Genomic DNA, 20036 nt, shown 5'->3' with positions numbered 1-20036 from the left:
CTAGTTTCTTTTTGCAATCCTAAGTTTTGCACTCCTTGCCCTGGGGTTCTGGCTGACCTCGTTTTCATCGGCCACCAAGGCACCTCTTGTTAGTGGTTCAAGTGGCCTGATCAGGTTTCCGAAGAAATCCTTCTCTACTTCACCCTGGAATTTTCCCTTATTGATGAAGTTCTTCACCATCCGGTCCTCAAGCGAATGGTAGCTCATTACCACCAGTCTGCCATCCTTCTTCAACACATCCACACTTTGGGTCAACATGTCCTCCAAGGCACCCATCTCATCGTTGACTTCGATTCGGAGGGCTTGGAATACCTGTGCGAAGTATTTGAATTCCTTTCCCTTTGGCGCATATCGCTGCAAAAAGGCCTTGAATTCGGTAGTCGTCTCGAATGGCTTGATGACCCTTTGGGAGACTACCGCCTGTGCCAAGGTGCGGGCATTTTTGACTTCCCCATAGATCCCGAATATCTTGTGGAGCCGAGACTCCTCGTAGGTATTCAGAATTTCCCTTGCGGTCAATTTGATATCTCCGCCCATCCTCATATCCAGTTTCCCTTCGAATCTGGTCGAAAATCCCCGGGACGGCTCGTCAATCTGATGGGACGAAATCCCCAAATCGGCCAATATCCCGTCGACTTCCCTTACACCGTAGAGTTTCAGGTACTTTTTGAAATCCCTGAAGTTGGCCTGGATGAAAGTGATCTTGGGGCTATCCGGGACGTTTTCCTCGGCGTCGATATCTTGGTCAAAAGCATATAAATGCCCCTTTTCCAATTTGCTGAGTATCTCCCGTGAATGTCCGCCTCCCCCAAATGTCAGATCGACATAAATTCCGTTGGGGTCAATAGCCAATCCTTCAATGCAGGGGTCTAGCATCACGGGGATATGGTACTCATGGATCGTCATAGTCAGAGAATATTTTGATCCATCAAGGTCGTTAGCTCGTCGTTGTCGTCGATTTTGTTGGCGGTGTACTTGTCGGGATTCCAAATCTCCACATAGCTACCCATCCCGTTGACCGAGGCATCTTTATCGATGCCTGCCGCCTGTAGAAAAGTCTTGGGAATCAAAAAACGTCCTGCGCTGTCCAACTCCACCTCAGTCATTCCTTCAAAAAACGCCCGCTTGATCTTCCTGTGCAGTGGATCACGGTCGGAAAGTGAATTGACTTGATTTAAAAGTTTGTTAAACTCCACATGGGGGTACAACGCAAGACATCCATCGTCTCCATGGCGCAGAACCAAAGTATCCCCGTTGGAATCCGGAATTGCCGCCTTGATCCGGGCAGGCAATGCCAGACGTCCTTTCGGATCCACCTTGCATTCATATCGACCGCTGAAAATTCCCATGGGCTTATCTTGAGTTTACAGTAGTTACAAAAGTAAGAAAAGGAAAAACACTTTCTACCACTTTCCCCCACTTTTCTCCACTTTTTTCTAAAACTATCCAAAAGTTTGAATTATCACAATCATTTATTGAAAAAATGAAGTTTTTTTCATCTGCCATGAAAAACCCGATTCCAAGGGGGATCACTCAGAAAATCAGCGAATAGGCTCCATTTTGGCCGATTTTGAAGAAAATTTGACTGTCATAAATATGTCGATCAAGCCCTCTGAAAGGGATTTGGCGGGAAGTGGGGCATTTTCCCACAAAATTTGTAGCTTTTCCCAAAAGTGGGGGAATTTCCCAAGACCGGGCCTCGATTGATTTGAACCTTTTTGATCAAAAATCTATTTACCCAACAAATCCTGTAGGATTAATCATTTGTACTGTGCAGTTTTGCCTGATTCCCGAATACAGCATGAAAAGTATATTTCTACTCCATATCGGTTTGTTGTTAGCAACTTTCAGCAGCTCCCTCAATCCCAAAACCCCTGATTTACAAGGAAAATGGCGGGCAAGCTTGAATATCAGCCCCGACGAAATCCCCTTCGGCATGGGCCTATTCCAAGAGGCTGGCAAATGGCGCCTCGAGGTGTACAACGCCGAGGAGGTCTTGGTCTTTGACGAAGTGGAGCAAAGTGGGGATTCGCTGAAGGTGACGATGGGGATATTCGACTCCGAAATCCATGCACGGATCCTTGGCCCGGATCAATTGGAGGGAGCCTTCATAAAAAATACGGCGTCAAATTATGTGGTTCCCTTTTCAGCCAAAAAGGGCGATTTCGAGCGATTCCCCACCAAAACAACGCCTTCAGCGGAGTTCTCCGGGCGCTGGAAGACTGCATTCAAAAAGACGAATGGCGAAATCTACGAGGCAGTAGGCATCTTTTCCCAAAAAGGGAATCGAATTACAGGCACCTTTTTGACCCACTTGGGAGACTACAGGTATTTGGAGGGAAATGTTGAAGGAAACAGCTTCAAAATGAGCGCCTTCGATGGAAGCCACCTATTCTATTTTGGCGGTGAATTGAACGAATCGGGTGAAATCAATGGCTTGTTCCGCAGCGGACCGAGGGGAAAGGAAACATTCACGGCAGTGCGCGACGAAAAGTTTGAACTGCCTGACGCCTATTCTTTCAATTACCTAAAAGATGGCTATGAAAGGCTGACGTTCAGTTTTCCCGACCTAAATGGGACACCGGTATCGCTCGATGATCCAAAATTCCAAGGGAAGGTCGTCTTGGTACAATTGTTTGGTACCTGGTGCCCCAACTGTATGGACGAGACCAAGTTTTTGGCACCTTGGTATGACAGGCACAAGAACAAGGGCATCGAAATCATCGCCTTGGCATTTGAGGCAAAGCCCGATTTTACCTATGCCAGTGAGCGGGTGAAAAAAACCGTTGACAAACTCGGTGCGAATTACACGTTCCTCATTGCGGGCGTGAGCAACAAGGAAAAAGCCTCTGAATCATTACCCGCCCTCAATCAGGTCATCGCGTTTCCGACTTTGATTTACATCGACAAAAAAGGCAAGGTGCGCAAAATTCATACGGGCTTTACGGGACCGGGAACGGGCGATTATTACGACCGATGGATCGAAGAGCACGAAGCCTTGGTGAAAAAATTGTTGGAAGAGTAAAATGTCTGGCTTCTAGGGTAATACCCAAAACTGGAAAGGATTTTGAATGGGAATTGGTGGGAAGTCTATTTCTTCCTTTCTATCGTAAACTTCACCAAATCTTCCAGGGAACTCTTGTAGGCCGATGCGGGGAAACTGGTCAGGATTTCCTTCGCTTCAGCGACGTATTGGTTCATCACCTTCTGTGCGTATTCGAGTCCGCCCGACTTTTTCACAAAAGAAATCACCTCCTGCACCGCCTTCTTGTCCTCGTTTTTGTTTCGAACGAGGTAAATGATCCGTCTTTTGTCGAGCCAAGAGGCATTGTTGAGGGCATAGATGAGCGGGAGCGTCATCTTTTTCTCCTTGATATCGATACCAAGCGGTTTGCCTATCTCGTCCTCCCCATAGTCAAAAAGATCATCTTTGATTTGGAATGCCATCCCGACCTTTTCGCCGAAAAGTCTCATCCTATCAATCACTTCCTTACCGGAACCTGACGTGGCAGCACCGACAGCACAACAGGAGGCAATGAGGCTCGCTGTTTTTTGCCTGATAATCGTGTAATAAACATCCTCGGTAATATCAAGTTGCCGAGACTTGGCCATTTGGAGCAATTCCCCCTCTGACATTTCCCTGACGGCATTTGATACAATCTGCAAAAGATCAAAGTCTCCATGGTCGACACTCAGCAGCAAACCCCTTGAAAGCAGGTAATCCCCAACCAAAACAGCGATCTTATTCTTCCATAGTGCATTGACCGAAAAAAATCCCCGGCGGTAGTTTGCATCGTCGACTACATCATCGTGAACCAAGGTCGCAGTATGCAACAATTCAATCAGCGCTGCGCCTCGGTAGGTGGACTCTTGGATATTTCCTGTCACCCCAGCTGTCAAAAACACAAACATTGGCCGCATCTGCTTGCCTTTGCGACGCACAATATAGTTAGTGATGTGGTCTAGCAGCTTGACCTTGCTCTTCATAAAATCGCGGAATTTTGTTTCAAATTCCGCCATTTCTGTCGCGATGGGAGACTGAATCTGTGTGAGGTCGAGCTTCATATCAAAACGATGCTGCAATAATACAATTGATTCCTAGGAGGACAAAACTCAGGTGGATAAATAAGCTCTAGGGATAACGCCCGAATATAGGCTACGGTTTTAGCCTACCTTCATTCATCCTGTCTAATTTTACTATATTTGTTTTTTAGCCAAAAAGCACCGACCCGTTGGAAAACACCTATGTAAAGCATCAGTACGAGCACATCCTTCCCAAAAAGGATGAGTGGCCCGTCGTAAAGCTTAGCAAAAACAGAAAAGAGTTCGTCAAAAAGGTCGCCGAATCGGCCAAAAAGTCGGTCTTGGACCTGACGGGCGAGTCGGTCGACTTGCTCAAGGAAGAACTGGAGACTACGCTCTATCGGGAAAAGCTGCGCATCAAGCAAAATCCCTGGGCGGTAGACCCGGACGATGAAAAGGATTTTTGGAACAAAGTGAAATCCAAACTCGTCCAACTCAGCGCTGAGGCCAGCCTCACAAAAACCCAAAAGAAAAAGCATTACATCGCGATCCTGGACGAGATCACCATGCGCTATTCGGAAGAAATCGCGAGTAATTTTGTCCATACGCACTACAAGATCACCCGGAGGATCGTCACCTTCGGCTTTTCGCGCCTCCTGAATGCCGCACGGGTAAAGGGTTTCAAATCCATATTCAGCAACCAATATACCCTACAGGACAAGATCCAAATCACCGGGGAAACCGACCAGATCCGCGAATTGGCGGCGAAAGGCACGATCGTAATGGTGCCTACCCATTTTTCTAACCTTGATTCAATTCTCATCGGCTGGGTAATATCCGTTTTGGGACTCCCTCCGTTTATCTACGGCGCAGGGCTCAACCTATTCAACATCAGCATTTTTGCCTATTTCATGAATGCGCTCGGCGCATATAAGGTGGACCGGCGCAAAAAAAACCTGATTTACCTGGAAACGCTCAAGACGTATTCCTCAGAATCCCTTCAGTTTGGCGTGCACAGCCTTTTCTTCCCGGGCGGAACCCGGTCCAGAAGCGGGGCGATCGAAAAGAAACTCAAACTTGGCCTGCTCAGCACGACCATTGAGGCACAGCGCGCCAATTTCCAAAAAGGAGTCACCGACAGTCAGGGAAAAATATTCATCGTCCCCGTCACGATCAATTACCACTTTGTCCTGGAAGCGCCCAGCTTGATACAGGAATACCTGACCATGACCGGCCAAGAACGGTATTACAAAGAATCGGATGAGTTCTCAACTTCCTATAAGATTTTCAAATTCCTGGTCAAATTCTTTACAAAGGGCTCCGATATCTCGGTTTCAATAGGCAGGGCAATGGACGTCCTGGGAAACTATGTGGATGCGGAGGGCAACAGTATGGACAAAAATGGCCGTCAGATCAATACGATGGACTATTTTCTTTCGGCGGGCAAAGTGAATATCGACGCGCAACGGGAGGAAGAATATACCAATTTCCTTGGAAGGCGCATCGTAGAGGAATTCCATCGGATCAATCGGGTGTTCAGTTCCCATTTGGTGGCGTTCACCGCCTTTGAAATGATCAAAAAGGAAAACAAAAAGATGGATCTCTACAGCCTGCTACGTCTTCCGGAGGATGATATTTTCTTGGTTTATGTGGAATTCAAAGAAGAATGCGAGCGGGTACTGAAGCGCATCTACGAACTCGAAGCTGAAGGGAAACTACAGGTGGCCCCACACCTGAAACAAGGCATTGATGCGATCATAGACCATGGACTGGCTAATGTCGGCATGTACCACGCCAAGAGACCTCTGGTCAAAAATGACCTGGGCAACATCGAAACCCAGGATATGACCTTATTGTACTATTACCACAACCGACTGGAAGGATATGGCCTCGAAAAACTCTTCTAAGGAAAAATCCATCGGCGTCGTGGGCATGGGGAGCTTTGGCACCTCGATTGCCAATATCCTTGCCGAGAAAAGCAAAGTGATCGCCTATGCGCGCAGGCCGGAAGTCGTGGACGAAATCAACACCCTACACAAGGTGGAAGGTCTTCCAATCAATGAGAAAATCATCGCCACCCACGATCCGGAATATCTCTGCAAATCCTGCGACACGATTTTCTTTATGATCCCCTCCGCGGGTTTTCAGGAAGTGGTTCGACTTTTTTCGCCCTATTTATATCCCTATCATATCGTCATCCATGGCACGAAGGGACTTTGCCTGAATTTACCGCAGGGCAAAACCCTCGAAGAAGTCGGCACCATCAGTCGCAGCAATATCCTCACCATGAGCGAGGTGATTCTGAAAGAGACAGTCGTCATCCGCGTCGGGTGCTTGGCAGGACCAAACCTTGCCAAAGAAATGTACGAAGGGCAACCGGCTGCCACAGTCGTGGCGAGCAAGTTCAACGAAGTAATCCTCGAAGGACAGCGCCTACTAAGGACCGACAAGTTTCAGGTCTATGGCAACTCGGATATCATTGGCGTTGAACTCAGTGGCGTCCTGAAAAACATCATTGCCATCGCCGCGGGCGCACTGGCGGGGTTGGGATTGGGAGAAAACGCGAAGGGACTCCTGGTGTCCCGGGGTATGGTCGAACTGGTATACCTCGGCAACGCCATGGGCGGAAGCGTAAAGTCCTTCATCGGTTTGGCTGGAATCGGAGATCTCGTCGCCACTTGTAACTCCACGCTGTCCCGTAACTTCACGGTCGGTTACCGACTTGCCAAGGGCGAATCCCTGGAGGAAATCATGAATACCATGGAGGAAGTCGCGGAAGGTATCAATACGGTACGGCTGATGAAAGCCTTTGTCGAAGGCACCAATATGCGTGCACCCATTACGGAAAATCTCTACAAAGTGCTCTTCGGTGATCTGAAAATCGAAGAAGCCCTCCAATACCTGATGAAGTATCCATTCAGTGTCGATGTGGATTTCCTTTAATCTCGTGTACCTTTTTGACCCATTATAAACTCGAAGTATTTGAGCCAACAACTCCAACGCGGCATACGGCGCTGGGACCTTGTGTTCCTCATCATCAACTCGGTCATTGGCGCTGGGATTTTCGCTTTGCCCGCCAAGGTATTTGCGCTGTCGGGCGCCTACTCCATCTTGGCATTTGTGGCTTGCGCGCTGGTGATGGTGGTCTTGATCCTCGTGTTTGCTGAAGTCAGCAGCAGGTTTGAGAAGACCGGGGGGCCATACCTGTACGTCAATGAGGCCTTTGGACCTATCCCGGCATTTGTGATCGGATGGCTGCTGATGTTGACCCGGCTTTTCAGCTATGCCACCCTCATCAACTTGATGGTGCTTTACCTTTCGTTTTTCTCGGAAATATTCAAATCCGAACCAGTCAGGATAGGGATGATATTGTTTGTGACGGGATGGATCACGTATTTCAATTGGATCGGGGTGAAAAACACTGCCAAAGTGAGCAACATTCTGACGGTTGCGAAGCTGTTCCCCTTGGCTATATTCATCCTCGTCGGATTGTTCCACATCGATTGGGGCCTGATGCAGAAAAGTACACCGCCTTCCCTCTCGGATTTCTCAGCCTCCACCTTGCTTTTGGTCTTTGCGTTTGGGGGATTTGAGGCAGGTTTGGTCAATAGCGGCGAAATCGTCAATCCCCGCAAAAACCTTCCATTTGGCCTCTTGGTCGCTGCGGGTGTGATTGCAGGATTCTATATCCTGATCCAAATTGTGTCCATTGGGACACTACCCGATTTGGCAACATCCGAAAAACCGCTCGCGGATGCAGCATCTCTCTTTATGGGCTGGTGGGGCGGTATGTTCATCACCCTAGGCGCGGTCGTCTCGATTCTCGGCACCCTCAACGTCCAAATCCTGAGTGGCTCGAGGCTGCCATTTGCGCTGAGCGAGGAAAACCAAATGCCCGGCGTTTTTCGCAGGATACACCCTCGGTTTGCCACACCTTATGTCTCGCTTTTGTTTTTCGCAGGCTTGGTAGCATTTGTGGCGATTTTTTGGGGATTCATGAGTTCATTGGCCGTTTCGGTCATTTCGAGGCTGATCCTTTATGCCTTGGTCAGTGGGTCATTGATCAAATTGCGGAAAAACCAGGATTCACAGGCTTTCTTCAAACTCCGCTTCGGAAACGCTTTTGCCCTGGCTGGTATTCTGGCAACGATTTGGCTGCTTTCCGGCACCAAAGCAGAAGAAATCCTCGACACCGCTCTATGGACCCTGCTCGGGTTGGGGATATTCGCACTCCATTATTTGACGGGCCGAAAAAAAATGCAGAACTAAGAAAAAACTAAACATTAAAAATTGTTAGAGATGTTTTTTTGTGATATTTGGGGATAAAATATCAAAAACCGCATCATCATGAAAAAAGCTCTACCAACGCTCATCCTGGGATTATTTTTGTATTTTCCGGCACTTTCACAAACCAAAACAGTCGATTCAAAGAAACCCTATTGGACCTCGGGCGGAGAATGGATTTTCTCCTCCGGTACCTTGGACAATTTCAACAACGTGGTGCGGTTTTCACCCGTCGTCAACTTGCAGGTATTGGCCAATTTTGATAAGTCGGAAAAGTTTGGATGGTTTACAGGCGGCACTTTCCGAAACGTTGGTTTCATCTATGACGAAAGTCAAACAGTGCGCAAAAAAGTCAGGAACTACAACTTGGGTATCCCAATCGGCCTCAAGTTTGGAAACATGAATGGATCTTTTGTTTTCGGAGGCTATGAATTGGAAATGGCGCTCAACTACCGGGAGCGAAAATTCATAAACGAAGTCCGTGAGGACAAGTTCAACGTGTGGTTCAGCGACCGGGTCAACTTTTTCCAACACGCACTGTTTGTTGGTGTAGCCCTGCCAAAAGGCACGAGTATCAAGGCAAAATATTACCTGACTTCCTTCTACAACCAGGATTTCGAAGCCTCTGACGGGTCTGGCAACCTTGTGAAGCCCTACCAAGGTATCGATGCGAACATCTTCTACATTTCCCTGAACTTCTCGCTGTTCAGAAACTGGGAATTGTACGACTTCGATGAGGATTGATCCCATGGAATTTATAAATTGAAACTAACATTTTTAACGAAAAAACCACAGCAATATGAAACAAGTAACAGTCTCCTGGTTTGAAATACCGGTGGGCAACATGGAAAGAGCAATGGCTTTTTACGAGGCCATTTTTGAATGCAAATTGGACCGCCACCAAATGGGGCCATTCGACATGGCTTGGTTCCCCTGGGACGAAAACGGCGGAGGTGCCGGCGGAAGCTTGGTGGCTTTCGAAGGAGCTTACAAACCCAGCCACGAAGGTACACTTGTCTATTTTTCCTCCGAAGATGTCGCTGTCGAACTGGGCCGTGTCGGGAAAGCCGGAGGCAAAGTCCTTCAGCCTAAAACCCAAATCTCCCCCGAAATCGGCTACATGGGCCTGTTTGAGGATACCGAAGGCAATCGGGTGGCATTGCATTCCCAGAATTAACTTCACAGACGGCTTGGCCCAACCAGGCCGTCCGTGTTTTTTGGATTTTTTGGGAAATTACTCTTTCTCCCAAAGTACCCGCGACCTTCCAGAATAATCCCAGACTGTCACTTTTTGATAAGCTGGAAATATTTGTACGAGACGCGATTCCTGGGAAAGATATCCGTGTCCATATCCAAACTCTTTGGCAAACATATGTCCATCCTCCATCTCGACCATAATCTTGAAGTCCAAAACACCAAGCCGGATGGTGGCAATAGGGGTATTAGTGGCCTTGTGGCGAAATACCTTCAGGCTATCCGCATGTTGGCTGACAAGTATAAGTGATTCCCCGTTTTTGTTAGCCATTGAGGACAAAGCCCTTCCCTGGCCAGACACCAAAAAGCCTGATTCTGACAAGGATTTTGTTTTGAATTCCCCATTGACGACATTGAGATGGGTACCATATGATGCATCATACCTGCCGGTAACCGTCTCGTTTCCATGAAAATTACCAACCATCAAGACCTGCGAACCATTTTTCCGTCCATCTTGAATCACCTGAATTCCATATTGAGGTGCAAATTGCGCCTCGATTGGAAGTTGTCGCAGTTCAAATCTTCCCTCCTCTCTTGATATCCAAGCTGAGGCCAGAAACGCAGCCTCTAGCCTCAGCGCATCCTGTAAATCCCCCTCACCTATTATATCATCCAATCCTGCCGTGGCATAGTTTGAATAAGCCAAAAACCTGTTTTTCCAAGAAGGGATCTGACCAACGAGCGCATCCCGCCCGGGCACCGGGTACATCCCATCCTTTAAGTATTGGAACATGATGGGGTCCGCGCTTTTGTTCCCGTCAAAATCCTTTGAAACAAGCAACAGTGGGAATCCTTCAGGCTGCTGCCAGCGGCTGTTTTTGCCGACATTCCCGAGCAGATAATCCATCTTCCCGTCTTCGTCAATATCGGCAGCAAGGATGCTATTCCACCATCCATGGGAGCCGTGCGGTCCAAGGCTATCGGAGACATTAGTAAATTTAATCTTTCCTGCGGCGTCTTTTTGCTGGGCCAGAAATGTAATTGGCATCCATTCTCCCGCGAGTAGCAAATCCATGAGCCCGTCTTCATTAAAATCTGTCCAAATTGCTGAGGTCACCATACCCAAGGCACTCAAGCCAGCATACAGACTTTCACTTACATCGGTGAATTCCCCTGAATCATTTCGCAGGATCGTCGATTTCGCGAGATAGGGATAATTCCCAGGCCTCAACCTTCCTCCTACAAACAAGTCCAAATCGCCATCCCCGTCGTAGTCCGCAGCCGTAACGACGGAGCCACTTACACGGATATCCGGCAATGCCGCTTGGTTGTGCCAAAAGTTCCCGCGTTTATCATTGAAATAAAGACGATCGCGGTAAAGCGTGTCGCCCTCAAGGTACCGACTACCACCGCTGACTACGTACAGATCCAAGAAGCCATCGTTGTTTGCATCGAAAAAAATAGAACCCATATCGTCGTAAGAGGACTCAGCAAATAAAGGCCTAGACTCGAAAAGACCATTTAGTTTTTGGACAAATAGTTGCCCCGGAGCACCTTTGGATCCTCCTACAAAAAAGTCTTCCAAGCCGTCATTGTTGATATCGCCCACAGCTATGCCGGGACCATTTTCGGAATGCTTATGCGTCAAAAGTCTTTGGCGATTAAAATCTTTGAAAACCGCATGGCTATGGGAATAAACAATACCCAAATCACGGCTCACTTCTTCAAAACCCGGACTATTCGCGGGAATTGAGACCGGTTCCGCGACATTCGCATTTTGATAAGAAACGGTAATCGTTTGATTAGTATCAACGTCCTTGATCAATTCCCCCCTTCCGTCCGGCCAAAGTACTTTTAGCTGCTTGATTCGGGTACTTCCCCCAAGCCCAAAATGTGCGATTGGCTCGACAAAGGATTTGTATCCACGGGTCGGGTAGTGTTCATAGTATTGAACCCGTGCCTCAGCACCGGCTTCATACTCCAAAAATACCTTGGCTCCAAAACCATCCAAATTACCCGGACTTCCCATCAACTTTACCTTCAAATAATTTGGCTTTTCTGGTGAAAGTTCTGCTGTGTTGTTCCTATACAGGAACACCTTTTCATTCAAGTTACTGATCACCACGTCCATATCACCGTCCCCATCAAAATCGGCGGAAGCCATTCCGTTGGAGATTGCCGCATGGGTCACTCCCCATGCGAAGCTTCTGTCCGAAAAAGTAAGGTTTCCATTGTTTTGAAATACATAATTCGGAAGATTGACGTCCGGAAGTTTGGAAAGGCCTTCCAGAAGTTGGGCCCGACGCTCAGCGGGAGTGGTAAACGGCCCGAGGTTTTTCGAAAAATTGATAAAGTCCAAGTCCGTGACATCTTTCCCGTATCCATTGCTGATAAAAATGTCCCTGAAACCATCATTGTCCAAATCGATGAACAACGGCGCCCAACTCCAATCTGTTTGGTAAATCCCTGCCAAATACCCGACTTCGCTGAACTTCCCATTTCCACGACTCAGTTGAAGTGTGTTCCTCACATATTGGGGCTCGTATCCTTTGTCGAGATTTGCCTGAAAAAGGTCATAATTTTCCGTTGGCGCAAACATGGTCTTCTGGCGAAAATTGTCAGGCGGAAGCATGTCCACGACCAGGATATCAGGATTAGCGTCGTTGTTGATGTCGGCAATATCGACGCCCATAGCATTGAAGCTCTGATGCTTCAGCATTTGCGAAATCCCGTTGGAAAAGGTGCCGTCGCCATTGTTGACATACAACACATCGTTGGTGATGAAATCATTGGCCACATAGATATCAGGCCAGCCGTCCTGGTTGATATCGCTGATCGCCAAACCCAACCCATATCCTTCGTAAAGGATTCCTGCTTCTTTGGTTACATTCGAATAAGTACCATCGCCATTGTTTCTATACAGCTTGTCATTGCTTTTTCCATTGCCGGACTTGTCACGTGGTCGGGATAGATTTCTCTGAAAGTTTTCCATCGCATTGGACAAGATATACAGGTCCAAATCACCATCCCTGTCGTAGTCGAAAAATGCCGATTGGGTATTGTATCCAATATCGGCCAAACCATACGCCGCAGCCATTTCCTTGTATTTAGGAATCCCATCATCACCAAATTCCTGATGGACAAACAGTAGATTCGGATCCTGCGAGGTTTCTTTACGATTTGACACACATGCGTAAATGTCAAGCAATCCATCTTGATTGATATCCACCAAAGTGATACCCTCCACCCAGGAATTTGTCTCGAGACCCGCATTTTGGGTGACATCTTCGAAGCGAAAATCCCCCCGATTGAGGTAAAGTCGTGACGAAACCATGTTCCCTCCAAAAAACACATCTGGCAAACCGTCAGCGTTAAAATCTCCGACCGCCACACCCGCACCATTATAGATGTAATCAAAGTCCAGCACATTGAACTCCTCGTCGATCACTATTTGGTTTTCAAAATCCAGTCCTGTCATTTCCGCCGGCAGGAGTTGGAACCGGGATGGTGCATCAGCATTTCGCTGACATGCGAACAAAATAAAACCAAATACTAATATAATGGCGGTGAAGATAGTGCCATTCGCATTCTGCCTGAGTTGTCCCATGATGAAAGATAAACGACTGACCTTTTAAATACAAATTGCAATCGTTTGCGTAAAAATTTTAACTAAATCAATTTAGCTATTGTTTGAAGAATTAATTTGACCTAAATTCAGATTTATTCATAGATTTAAGAAAAAACATCAATTATTCTAAAGATTTTCATTAATTATTTATATACTGATGTGAATGTATTGTTCCAACTTATTCTTTTCCATGAATTCCCATGAAATATCCAAAATGAATTCTCCGTAAGCATACATTTTAGCTACTTAATAATTAACAATTAACCATAAACCACTTCAAACATGTACAAACAAACCTACCAAACCAGGTCCAGCTCGATGGGGAGAATCCTCCGACGGCTGGTCTTTTTATTGATGTTGGGGAATATGCTCTTCCCACAGTCGCTACAGGCCCAAAATACCTCAAGAAAGGTGTCGGGTACCGTGAAATCCTCAGAGGATGCTGAAACAATGCCCGGAGTCAATGTACTCGTCAAAGGCACCACGCAGGGTACCGCCACCGATATTGACGGAAATTTTTCGATCGACGTGCCTTCTGAAAACTCCGTCTTGGTCATTTCCTTCATCGGTTACCGAACCCTTGAAGTGCGTGTCGGAAACCAAACGAGGATAGATGTCAACCTTGAACCCGATCTGTCCAGCCTTTCGGAAGTTGTGGTGATCGGCTATGGCACCCAAGAGAGGGCTAAGGTCACCGGCGCCATCTCTTCGGTCGGTGCTGATCAAATCCGTGAACTGCCGGTACCAAACCTTGCTTCAGCCTTGCAAGGCCGTGCTGCTGGTGTATTGGTAACGAATGCAGGTGCACCAGGAACCGACCCGATCGTTCGGATCAGGGGAATTGGAACAGTCGGAAACAACGACCCACTATACGTGATTGATGGGATTCCTGCCGGAGGGTTGAATCAGATTAACCCTGCTGACATAGCATCCATTGAAGTGCTGAAAGACGCCTCTGCCGCTGCGATCTATGGATCCCGTGCCGCAAACGGCGTAATCTTGGTAACTACAAAAAAGGGCTCAATAGGAAAAGTAAAAGTCACACTTGACTCCTACTATGGTACCCAATCCGCTTGGAAACAACTCGACCTACTCAACCGCGATCAATACATCGCATTTGGCCGGGAACTTCTTGCCAACGGAAACCAACCTGCTCCCCAAAGATTTGATGACTTGGGAGAATTGGCAAACGTTGAGACAGACTGGCAAGGCGAGATGTTTCGTTCTGCCCCGATTCAAGACCATAACCTAAATATATCCGGAGGTACAGAATCTGCACTTTACAATGTCTCTTTCGGATATTTTGCTCAGGATGGTATCATGCGCGGCACTGGCTTTGAGCGCGTGTCTTTCCGAACCAACACGGAATTCAAAATCAACAAGTATGTGAATGTGGGCCAGACATTGACAGTCGCTTATTCAGACCGGGCCAATGAACCATTTACCGGTGGCAGAAGCCAATTGGAGCATATGGTGAAGCAAGTACCCTATATCCCGGTGAGGGACGCTACTCGCCTCGGTGGTTTTCGATCGCCTGACCGGGTAGATGGCTCAGATCCAGAAAACCCCGTGCTGAATGCAGAATTAAGAACAAACAGACAGCAAGACTACAAAATTCTGGGAACTGCTTATTTGGATGTGATGCCATTTGAAGGATTCAGGTACCGTTTCTTGGTCGGTCTTGATGTGGGCATTGGATCAAATGACCAATACACGCCCAGGTTCTTTGCGGGCGATTTCAACAACCAAGCATTTGCCTCAATTTCCCAGACCAAAAGCACTTTTGTCTCCCCATTGTTCAGCAACCAATTTTCCTACACGAAAACAATCCAAAAGCACACCTTTGACTTATTGGGCGTTATCGAACAACAAACCTTCAAGAATACCAGCTTGAACGGCACTGGACAGAATTTTCTGACAAACGACGTGAGAGTACTCCAAGGCGTACAAAACCAAACTACTACGAGTAATGAAATCAACTATGCCCTGATTTCCTACGTCGCCAGGATCAATTACGACTACGACCAAAAATATCTTTTTAGTGCTTCCGTCCGCCGCGATGGTGGGTCAAGGTTTGGGCCAAACAACAAATGGGGAACATTTCCATCCATATCCCTCGGATGGCGGATCAGTCAGGAAAACTTCATGAAGTCTGCAACATGGCTCAGCGACCTAAAGATTAGAGGTAGCTACGGTGAAACCGGAAACGACCGAATCGGTGACTATGTGTACCAAGGGACGATCAATTCCAACCTTTTCTACAATTTTGATGGAAGCCTTCAGGGCGGTAGTACAATCAGCGCCTTGGCAAACGCCAATCTCCGTTGGGAATCCACCATCATGAAAAACATTGGATTGGACTTTGGCCTCTTCAGCGACAGGTTTGTCGGTTCATTGGAATGGTTTGACAATACCACCGAAGGGATGATCCTTGGCGTACCAATCCCACCCTCACTTGGATTTGACGGTGCACCCGTGGCCAACGTGGGTACGGTCAACAACAGGGGCTTGGAATTGACTATCGGATACAGAAAGTATACCGGAGACTTCCAGTTTTCGATCGACGGAAACCTCGGTACCGTGAAAAACGAGCTCGTTTCACTTGGGATAGGCAATACTATTTTTGGTCCGGGCTTTCAAGGCGATCCTTTGACTTTTACCGAAGAAGGTCGTCCGATCGCCTATTTCTACGGCTGGCTTGCTGATGGACTCATCCAACAAGGTGAATCTGTCCCTGGCCAACCAAATTCGGCGCCAGGCGATATCAGATTCAGGGACCTTAACAATGACGGCGTCATCAATGCGAGTGACAGGACATTTTTGGGACACTACCTCCCCGACCTTACCTATGGACTGAACTTCTCGGCCAACTACAAAAACTTCGATTTCACGATGTTCTTGCAAGGGGTACACGGAAACGAGATATTCAACAACCTACGGTACCACACCGAAGGCATGACGAGGCTCTTCAATGCATCAACAGTTGTGTTGGATCGTTGGACTCCTACAAATACCAACACAGATGTGCCACGCGCCGTATCTGGTGATCCAAACAGAAATGCACGGGCTAGTTCGAGATTTGTGGAAGACGGGTCCTATATGCGGGTGAAAAACATCATCCTCGGCTATACAATCCCTTCAACTGCGCTCACGCAGTGGACCAACGGCTATGTCAGCAGAGTCAGGGTCTATTTCCAGACCCAGAATCCACTGACCTTCACCAAGTACACCGGTTATGATCCTGAAATTGCCGTGAGGACTGGCATCAACAGCTCGCTAGGTACTGGCATCGATTATGGCCAATTCCCTGCCGCCAGAACATTCATTGGCGGAATCCAGTTTACGTTCTAACCTAAGTCTCAATTTATCAAATACTTAAAGATATGAAATCCAAAATAACACTAACCGCGTTTTTGGTACTGATTGGGTTCAATTCATGCAATGAGGATATCCTCAACCCAGTAAACCCCAACCAGCTTTCGGTAGAGACCTTTTATCGAACCGGTCCGCAACTCGTAGCGGCAATCAATTCGGTTTACGCGAGCTTGCAAGCCAATAACCTGTATAACCGAGAATACTTTTTCCTTCAGGATCTACTCTCCGACGATTGCGACACCGGAGGACCCCAACTTGAAGCCCCTAGGGCACAGATCCTCAACCATGTCTTTGATGCTTCCAACCCACTCGTGGAAGCAAACTGGCGAGGTTGGTACAGGGTAATCCACAGGGCCAATCTAGTGATCGAAAATGCAGGCAAAGCTGAAGAGGAAATTACCGAAGAACTCCGAAGCAGAATTATCGGGGAAGCCTATTTCTTGAGGGGACTGGCATTTTACGAGCTAGGGACTCAGTGGGGCGGCGTCCCTTTGATGACGAGTTCAGCTACCTCACCTGATGGCACGCCAAGGTCAACTGAGGATCAGGTTTTCACACAATTATTCAGTGACCTAACCGAGGCGATCAACCGCCTCCCATTGAGAAGCGCCTACAGTGGCGCCGACCGGGGAAGGGCTTCTAAAGGGGCAGCGCAGGCATTGGCGGCGAAGGCGCATATGTTTAGGGGAAATTACGCAGCAGCTAGGCCGCTACTGGCAGAGATCATCGCCTCAAACCAATATCAACTCGTGGATAGGTACCTGGACAATTTCGAAGAGGAAAATGAAAACAATTCGGAATCCGTATGGGAAATCCAGTTTTCCGAAGCTTTCGGGGACGCAGGTGCATGGAACGGTGACGGCGGCGGCATTGCGGAAGTTACCTTCCGGGGACAGGAATATGGGCCGACTGCTTGGAGAAACGTAATTCCGAGCCTTCCGCTTTTCAACGAGTATGAAAGAGTCGCCAATGGTGCTGCAAAAGACGATCCCCGAATCAGGTACAATTTCTACCAAATCGGAGATGCCTACAACAACGGTACCGCCATTCTTACTGCGGACAAAGTCCAAGGGAATATCGAGAGAGCAAGCTGGAGAAAATACCAAATGATTTACAAAAGGGCCGCTGAAGACGTCCGTTCGGGGATCAACTTTAGGGCGATCCGATACGCAGACGTCCTGTTGATGATGGCCGAGGTCGAAAATGAAATCACAGGACCTGCAGCGGCACTTCCATTCATCAACCAAGTCAGGGCGCGTGCTGACGTGGATATGCCTCCATATCCCACTGCCCAATTCCCCACAGGCAACCAAGCACAGATGCGTACAGCTATCCAACACGAAAGACGTGTTGAACTAGCCGGCGAGCAAATCAGGAACAAAGACATCAGAAGATGGAGACGGCAGGGATTCCTACCCGCTGAGCCAATTCCAAATTGGAATCAAAGGTACACGCTGCTTCCTTTGCCACTCTCCGAAATAGACAACAATTCCGCGTTGTCAAATGCCGACCAAAACCCAGGCTACTAATTTTCCATACTATTGATTCGGGTAAAAGGCAGTCGGATTCTTCCGGCTGCTTTTTTTGTTCCAAAAAACCTACCTGGCTGGAAGTATTGTCGAATAAAAGCCGATTACCACATCCAAATCTTGTCCCTATAGTAGAAAAAACTTCCTTGGTGGCTGAGATGAGTTGTTTTATCGAAACAAATAAATCGAGATAATTAGTATCAAAAATATTATCAAAATTACCGATTGAGTCTTGAACGACTTCAAAAGCACATTATCCTCACGATTCCTTCTTTTCGTCATGATGCTAAATTAAGGCCATTGAATTTTCCTCTTGAAGCATTGACCTCAATGGTCCTTAACCTAGAGGATTGAAGTAACTCCCTTGTAACTTCACCCAAAACTGGTAATCAAGCAACCTGTCAAAAATTCCGACCTTGGATCATAATAAAATCGGCGTGAAAATTCACCTGATTCACCCAACCTTGTCAAACAAGTGAAACCTTTCACAACACTTCCACGGGCTTTGGAATCCATACTCCGCTGAGAGAATCCCCCATCTTCTCCCTAATGAGATTGGTTTACTTTGACTTCCCTTTTTCCATAGAGGAGATACGCTTTGATTTCATCAGCTGGTGTTAATATTTTTAAAATTTTAACTCCCTTTTTTGTTTTCCTAATGAAAAAAAATGATTCATACATCGGATTGAACAAATATTGATCTGTGTGCTCGCCGATACGGATTCCCAGTTTTGTGAGACCTCTCGGCGGGACATAGTCAATTTTAAAGTATTCATCTTTGTCCAATCGAGTTACCTTTTTTTCGTCAAAATACACATCAATTGCGCCAAGTCTCCTCTTAGTGTTATTAAGGATGAAAATCTCCAGATTATCTCTAACAATTCTGCCTGCGTACCAATCAATTCTTACTCTGTAAACTAACTCTTTCCCGTCTCTCCCGATCATGGTCAGGGGGTTTGTTAGGCCTCCCATTGCGAGTCCGTCGTTAACGTTTATAAAAAGAGATCTCCGGTCGGCATCATTGAATATCATAAAAAGTTTTCCATCGATTACTTCAAGCTTAAAGAATCGATCCATAAATCTTATGAAATAGTTTTCACCGTCGAATCCACCCCAAATCTCTGATGCAATTGGTTGGCTAAAAGCAAATTTAAAATCAGACAGATTAGTGTTGTTCTCGACCTGGAAAAAATGAACCGAGGTATCGGAGTTTAGGTCAATAAAATCACTGAAGTTATGAAAGACACCTTTACTTGGTTTTTGAGTGGGGGATAATATCGGAAAGGTAGTTTCATCAAAAGGTGCAGGGATTGATAACTCATCCATTGCAACAGGGCGATTCCTCAATGAACCTCTTTGAAACCGATTTTGAAGGTCAAGGAAACATTTTTCAAATGAATTGAGGATATTCTCCCCGTTTTTTCGTTCGAAACTGTTAAATAGTTCCCTCCATGCCAAGAGCATGTAGGCTGAAGTTTGTAATATTTCGACATAAGAGTTGTTCACTCTTGAGTAAAAAGTTAAGCTCAAGTCAACGCTGGAATTATCAAAACCTGCAACTACAGTTATTCTGTTGACCTTAATGATCAATGGTAGCTTGTCATTCGAGAATGGCAATTTTTGCTGAAAAAAGGAAGAGAATTCATTTTCAATTGTATTGTTAAAGACCAAGAGTTGATCATTACTTTTTCTCCCTAAAACAAATTTTTCATTTTGGGCATTGATCAGTCGCTCAAAATAAAATGGAAAACTGCCATCTAAATTGAAGTCTTTTGGATTTAGTATTATTTTCCTTTCGATTAATTCATTTGAATACACTTCCTGAATGCTTATCCAAACCACAATCAAAAACAAAATTGACTTGACTAGCCTCATAATTCCTTGTTTCAGCTTCGAATGAAAAAATTCCAACCAGTATTTGGATTAACTACGGAATGCTTTCAAAATAGATTCGATCAGGTGACAACTAACCAACTGATTTCCTATCAATCACAATCAAAAAA

At 46.6% G+C, this 20036-nt stretch carries 13 protein-coding genes; 8 read left to right on the top strand and 5 right to left on the bottom strand.

Features of this window, described 5'->3' with window-relative positions; translation table 11 throughout:
• A complete protein-coding gene (gene rsmH / locus C943_RS19230; protein ID WP_008631263.1) occupies nucleotides 1–906 on the bottom strand; it encodes a 16S rRNA (cytosine(1402)-N(4))-methyltransferase RsmH in 906 nt (301 codons plus the stop codon).
• 2 nt (nucleotides 907–908) lie between these two features.
• Complete coding sequence (locus C943_RS19225; protein ID WP_008631261.1) at nucleotides 909–1349, bottom strand: division/cell wall cluster transcriptional repressor MraZ; 441 nt, start codon at nucleotides 1347–1349, stop codon at nucleotides 909–911.
• A gap of 452 nt (nucleotides 1350–1801) precedes the next feature.
• On the opposite strand from C943_RS19225, the gene C943_RS19215 reads away from it, so the two are divergent.
• Nucleotides 1802–3025, top strand: coding sequence for a peroxiredoxin family protein (locus C943_RS19215; protein WP_040481448.1), 1224 nt, complete (start codon nucleotides 1802–1804; stop codon nucleotides 3023–3025).
• Nucleotides 3026–3090: 65 nt separating this feature from the next.
• On the opposite strand, the gene C943_RS19210 is transcribed toward C943_RS19215, so the two are convergent.
• Nucleotides 3091–4065: a polyprenyl synthetase family protein gene (locus tag C943_RS19210; protein WP_040481393.1), complete on the bottom strand. Its 975-nt coding sequence runs from the start codon at nucleotides 4063–4065 to the stop codon at nucleotides 3091–3093.
• 167 nt (nucleotides 4066–4232) lie between these two features.
• Here C943_RS19210 and C943_RS19205 point away from each other — a divergent pair, with 167 nt between their 5' ends.
• The 5 genes from C943_RS19205 (at nucleotide 4233) to C943_RS19185 (ending at nucleotide 9484) form a co-directional block, all read left to right on the top strand.
• A complete protein-coding gene (locus C943_RS19205; RefSeq protein ID WP_008631252.1) occupies nucleotides 4233–5930 on the top strand; it encodes a 1-acyl-sn-glycerol-3-phosphate acyltransferase in 1698 nt (565 codons plus the stop codon).
• Nucleotides 5908–6966: an NAD(P)H-dependent glycerol-3-phosphate dehydrogenase gene (locus C943_RS19200; RefSeq protein ID WP_008631250.1), complete on the top strand. Its 1059-nt coding sequence runs from the start codon at nucleotides 5908–5910 to the stop codon at nucleotides 6964–6966. The genes C943_RS19205 and C943_RS19200 overlap by 23 nt, the downstream gene beginning before the upstream one ends.
• 39 nt (nucleotides 6967–7005) lie before the next feature.
• Nucleotides 7006–8292 (top strand): APC family permease, encoded by a 1287-nt coding sequence (locus C943_RS19195; RefSeq protein WP_051069641.1) that lies wholly within the window; start codon nucleotides 7006–7008, stop codon nucleotides 8290–8292.
• 78 nt (nucleotides 8293–8370) lie between these two features.
• Nucleotides 8371–9051, top strand: a complete 681-nt coding sequence (locus C943_RS19190; RefSeq protein WP_008631246.1) for a hypothetical protein — start codon at nucleotides 8371–8373, stop codon at nucleotides 9049–9051.
• A 55-nt stretch (nucleotides 9052–9106) separates the two neighbouring features.
• Nucleotides 9107–9484 carry a VOC family protein gene (locus C943_RS19185; protein WP_008631244.1) on the top strand — a complete coding sequence of 126 codons (378 nt, stop codon included), beginning with the start codon at nucleotides 9107–9109 and terminating at the stop codon, nucleotides 9482–9484.
• 57 nt (nucleotides 9485–9541) lie between these two features.
• On the opposite strand, the gene C943_RS19180 is transcribed toward C943_RS19185, so the two are convergent.
• Nucleotides 9542–13108 carry a VCBS repeat-containing protein gene (locus C943_RS19180; RefSeq protein WP_051069640.1) on the bottom strand — a complete coding sequence of 1189 codons (3567 nt, stop codon included), beginning with the start codon at nucleotides 13106–13108 and terminating at the stop codon, nucleotides 9542–9544.
• 303 nt (nucleotides 13109–13411) lie between these two features.
• Between C943_RS19180 and C943_RS19175 the strand changes: the two genes are divergently transcribed.
• Nucleotides 13412–16480 carry a SusC/RagA family TonB-linked outer membrane protein gene (locus C943_RS19175; protein ID WP_245545568.1) on the top strand — a complete coding sequence of 1023 codons (3069 nt, stop codon included), beginning with the start codon at nucleotides 13412–13414 and terminating at the stop codon, nucleotides 16478–16480.
• A gap of 32 nt (nucleotides 16481–16512) precedes the next feature.
• Nucleotides 16513–18033: a RagB/SusD family nutrient uptake outer membrane protein gene (locus tag C943_RS19170; protein ID WP_008631237.1), complete on the top strand. Its 1521-nt coding sequence runs from the start codon at nucleotides 16513–16515 to the stop codon at nucleotides 18031–18033.
• A 546-nt stretch (nucleotides 18034–18579) separates the two neighbouring features.
• Here C943_RS19170 and C943_RS19165 read toward each other — a convergent pair.
• A complete protein-coding gene (locus tag C943_RS19165; protein ID WP_008631235.1) occupies nucleotides 18580–19908 on the bottom strand; it encodes a hypothetical protein in 1329 nt (442 codons plus the stop codon).
• Between the last annotated feature and the right edge of the window lie 128 nt (nucleotides 19909–20036).

It is taken from the genome of Mariniradius saccharolyticus AK6, from assembly GCF_000330725.2.
Lineage (GTDB): Bacteria > Bacteroidota > Bacteroidia > Cytophagales > Cyclobacteriaceae > Mariniradius > Mariniradius saccharolyticus.
Note: the sequence above shows the minus strand (reverse complement) of the source record. Positions and strands in the feature narration are given on the sequence as shown.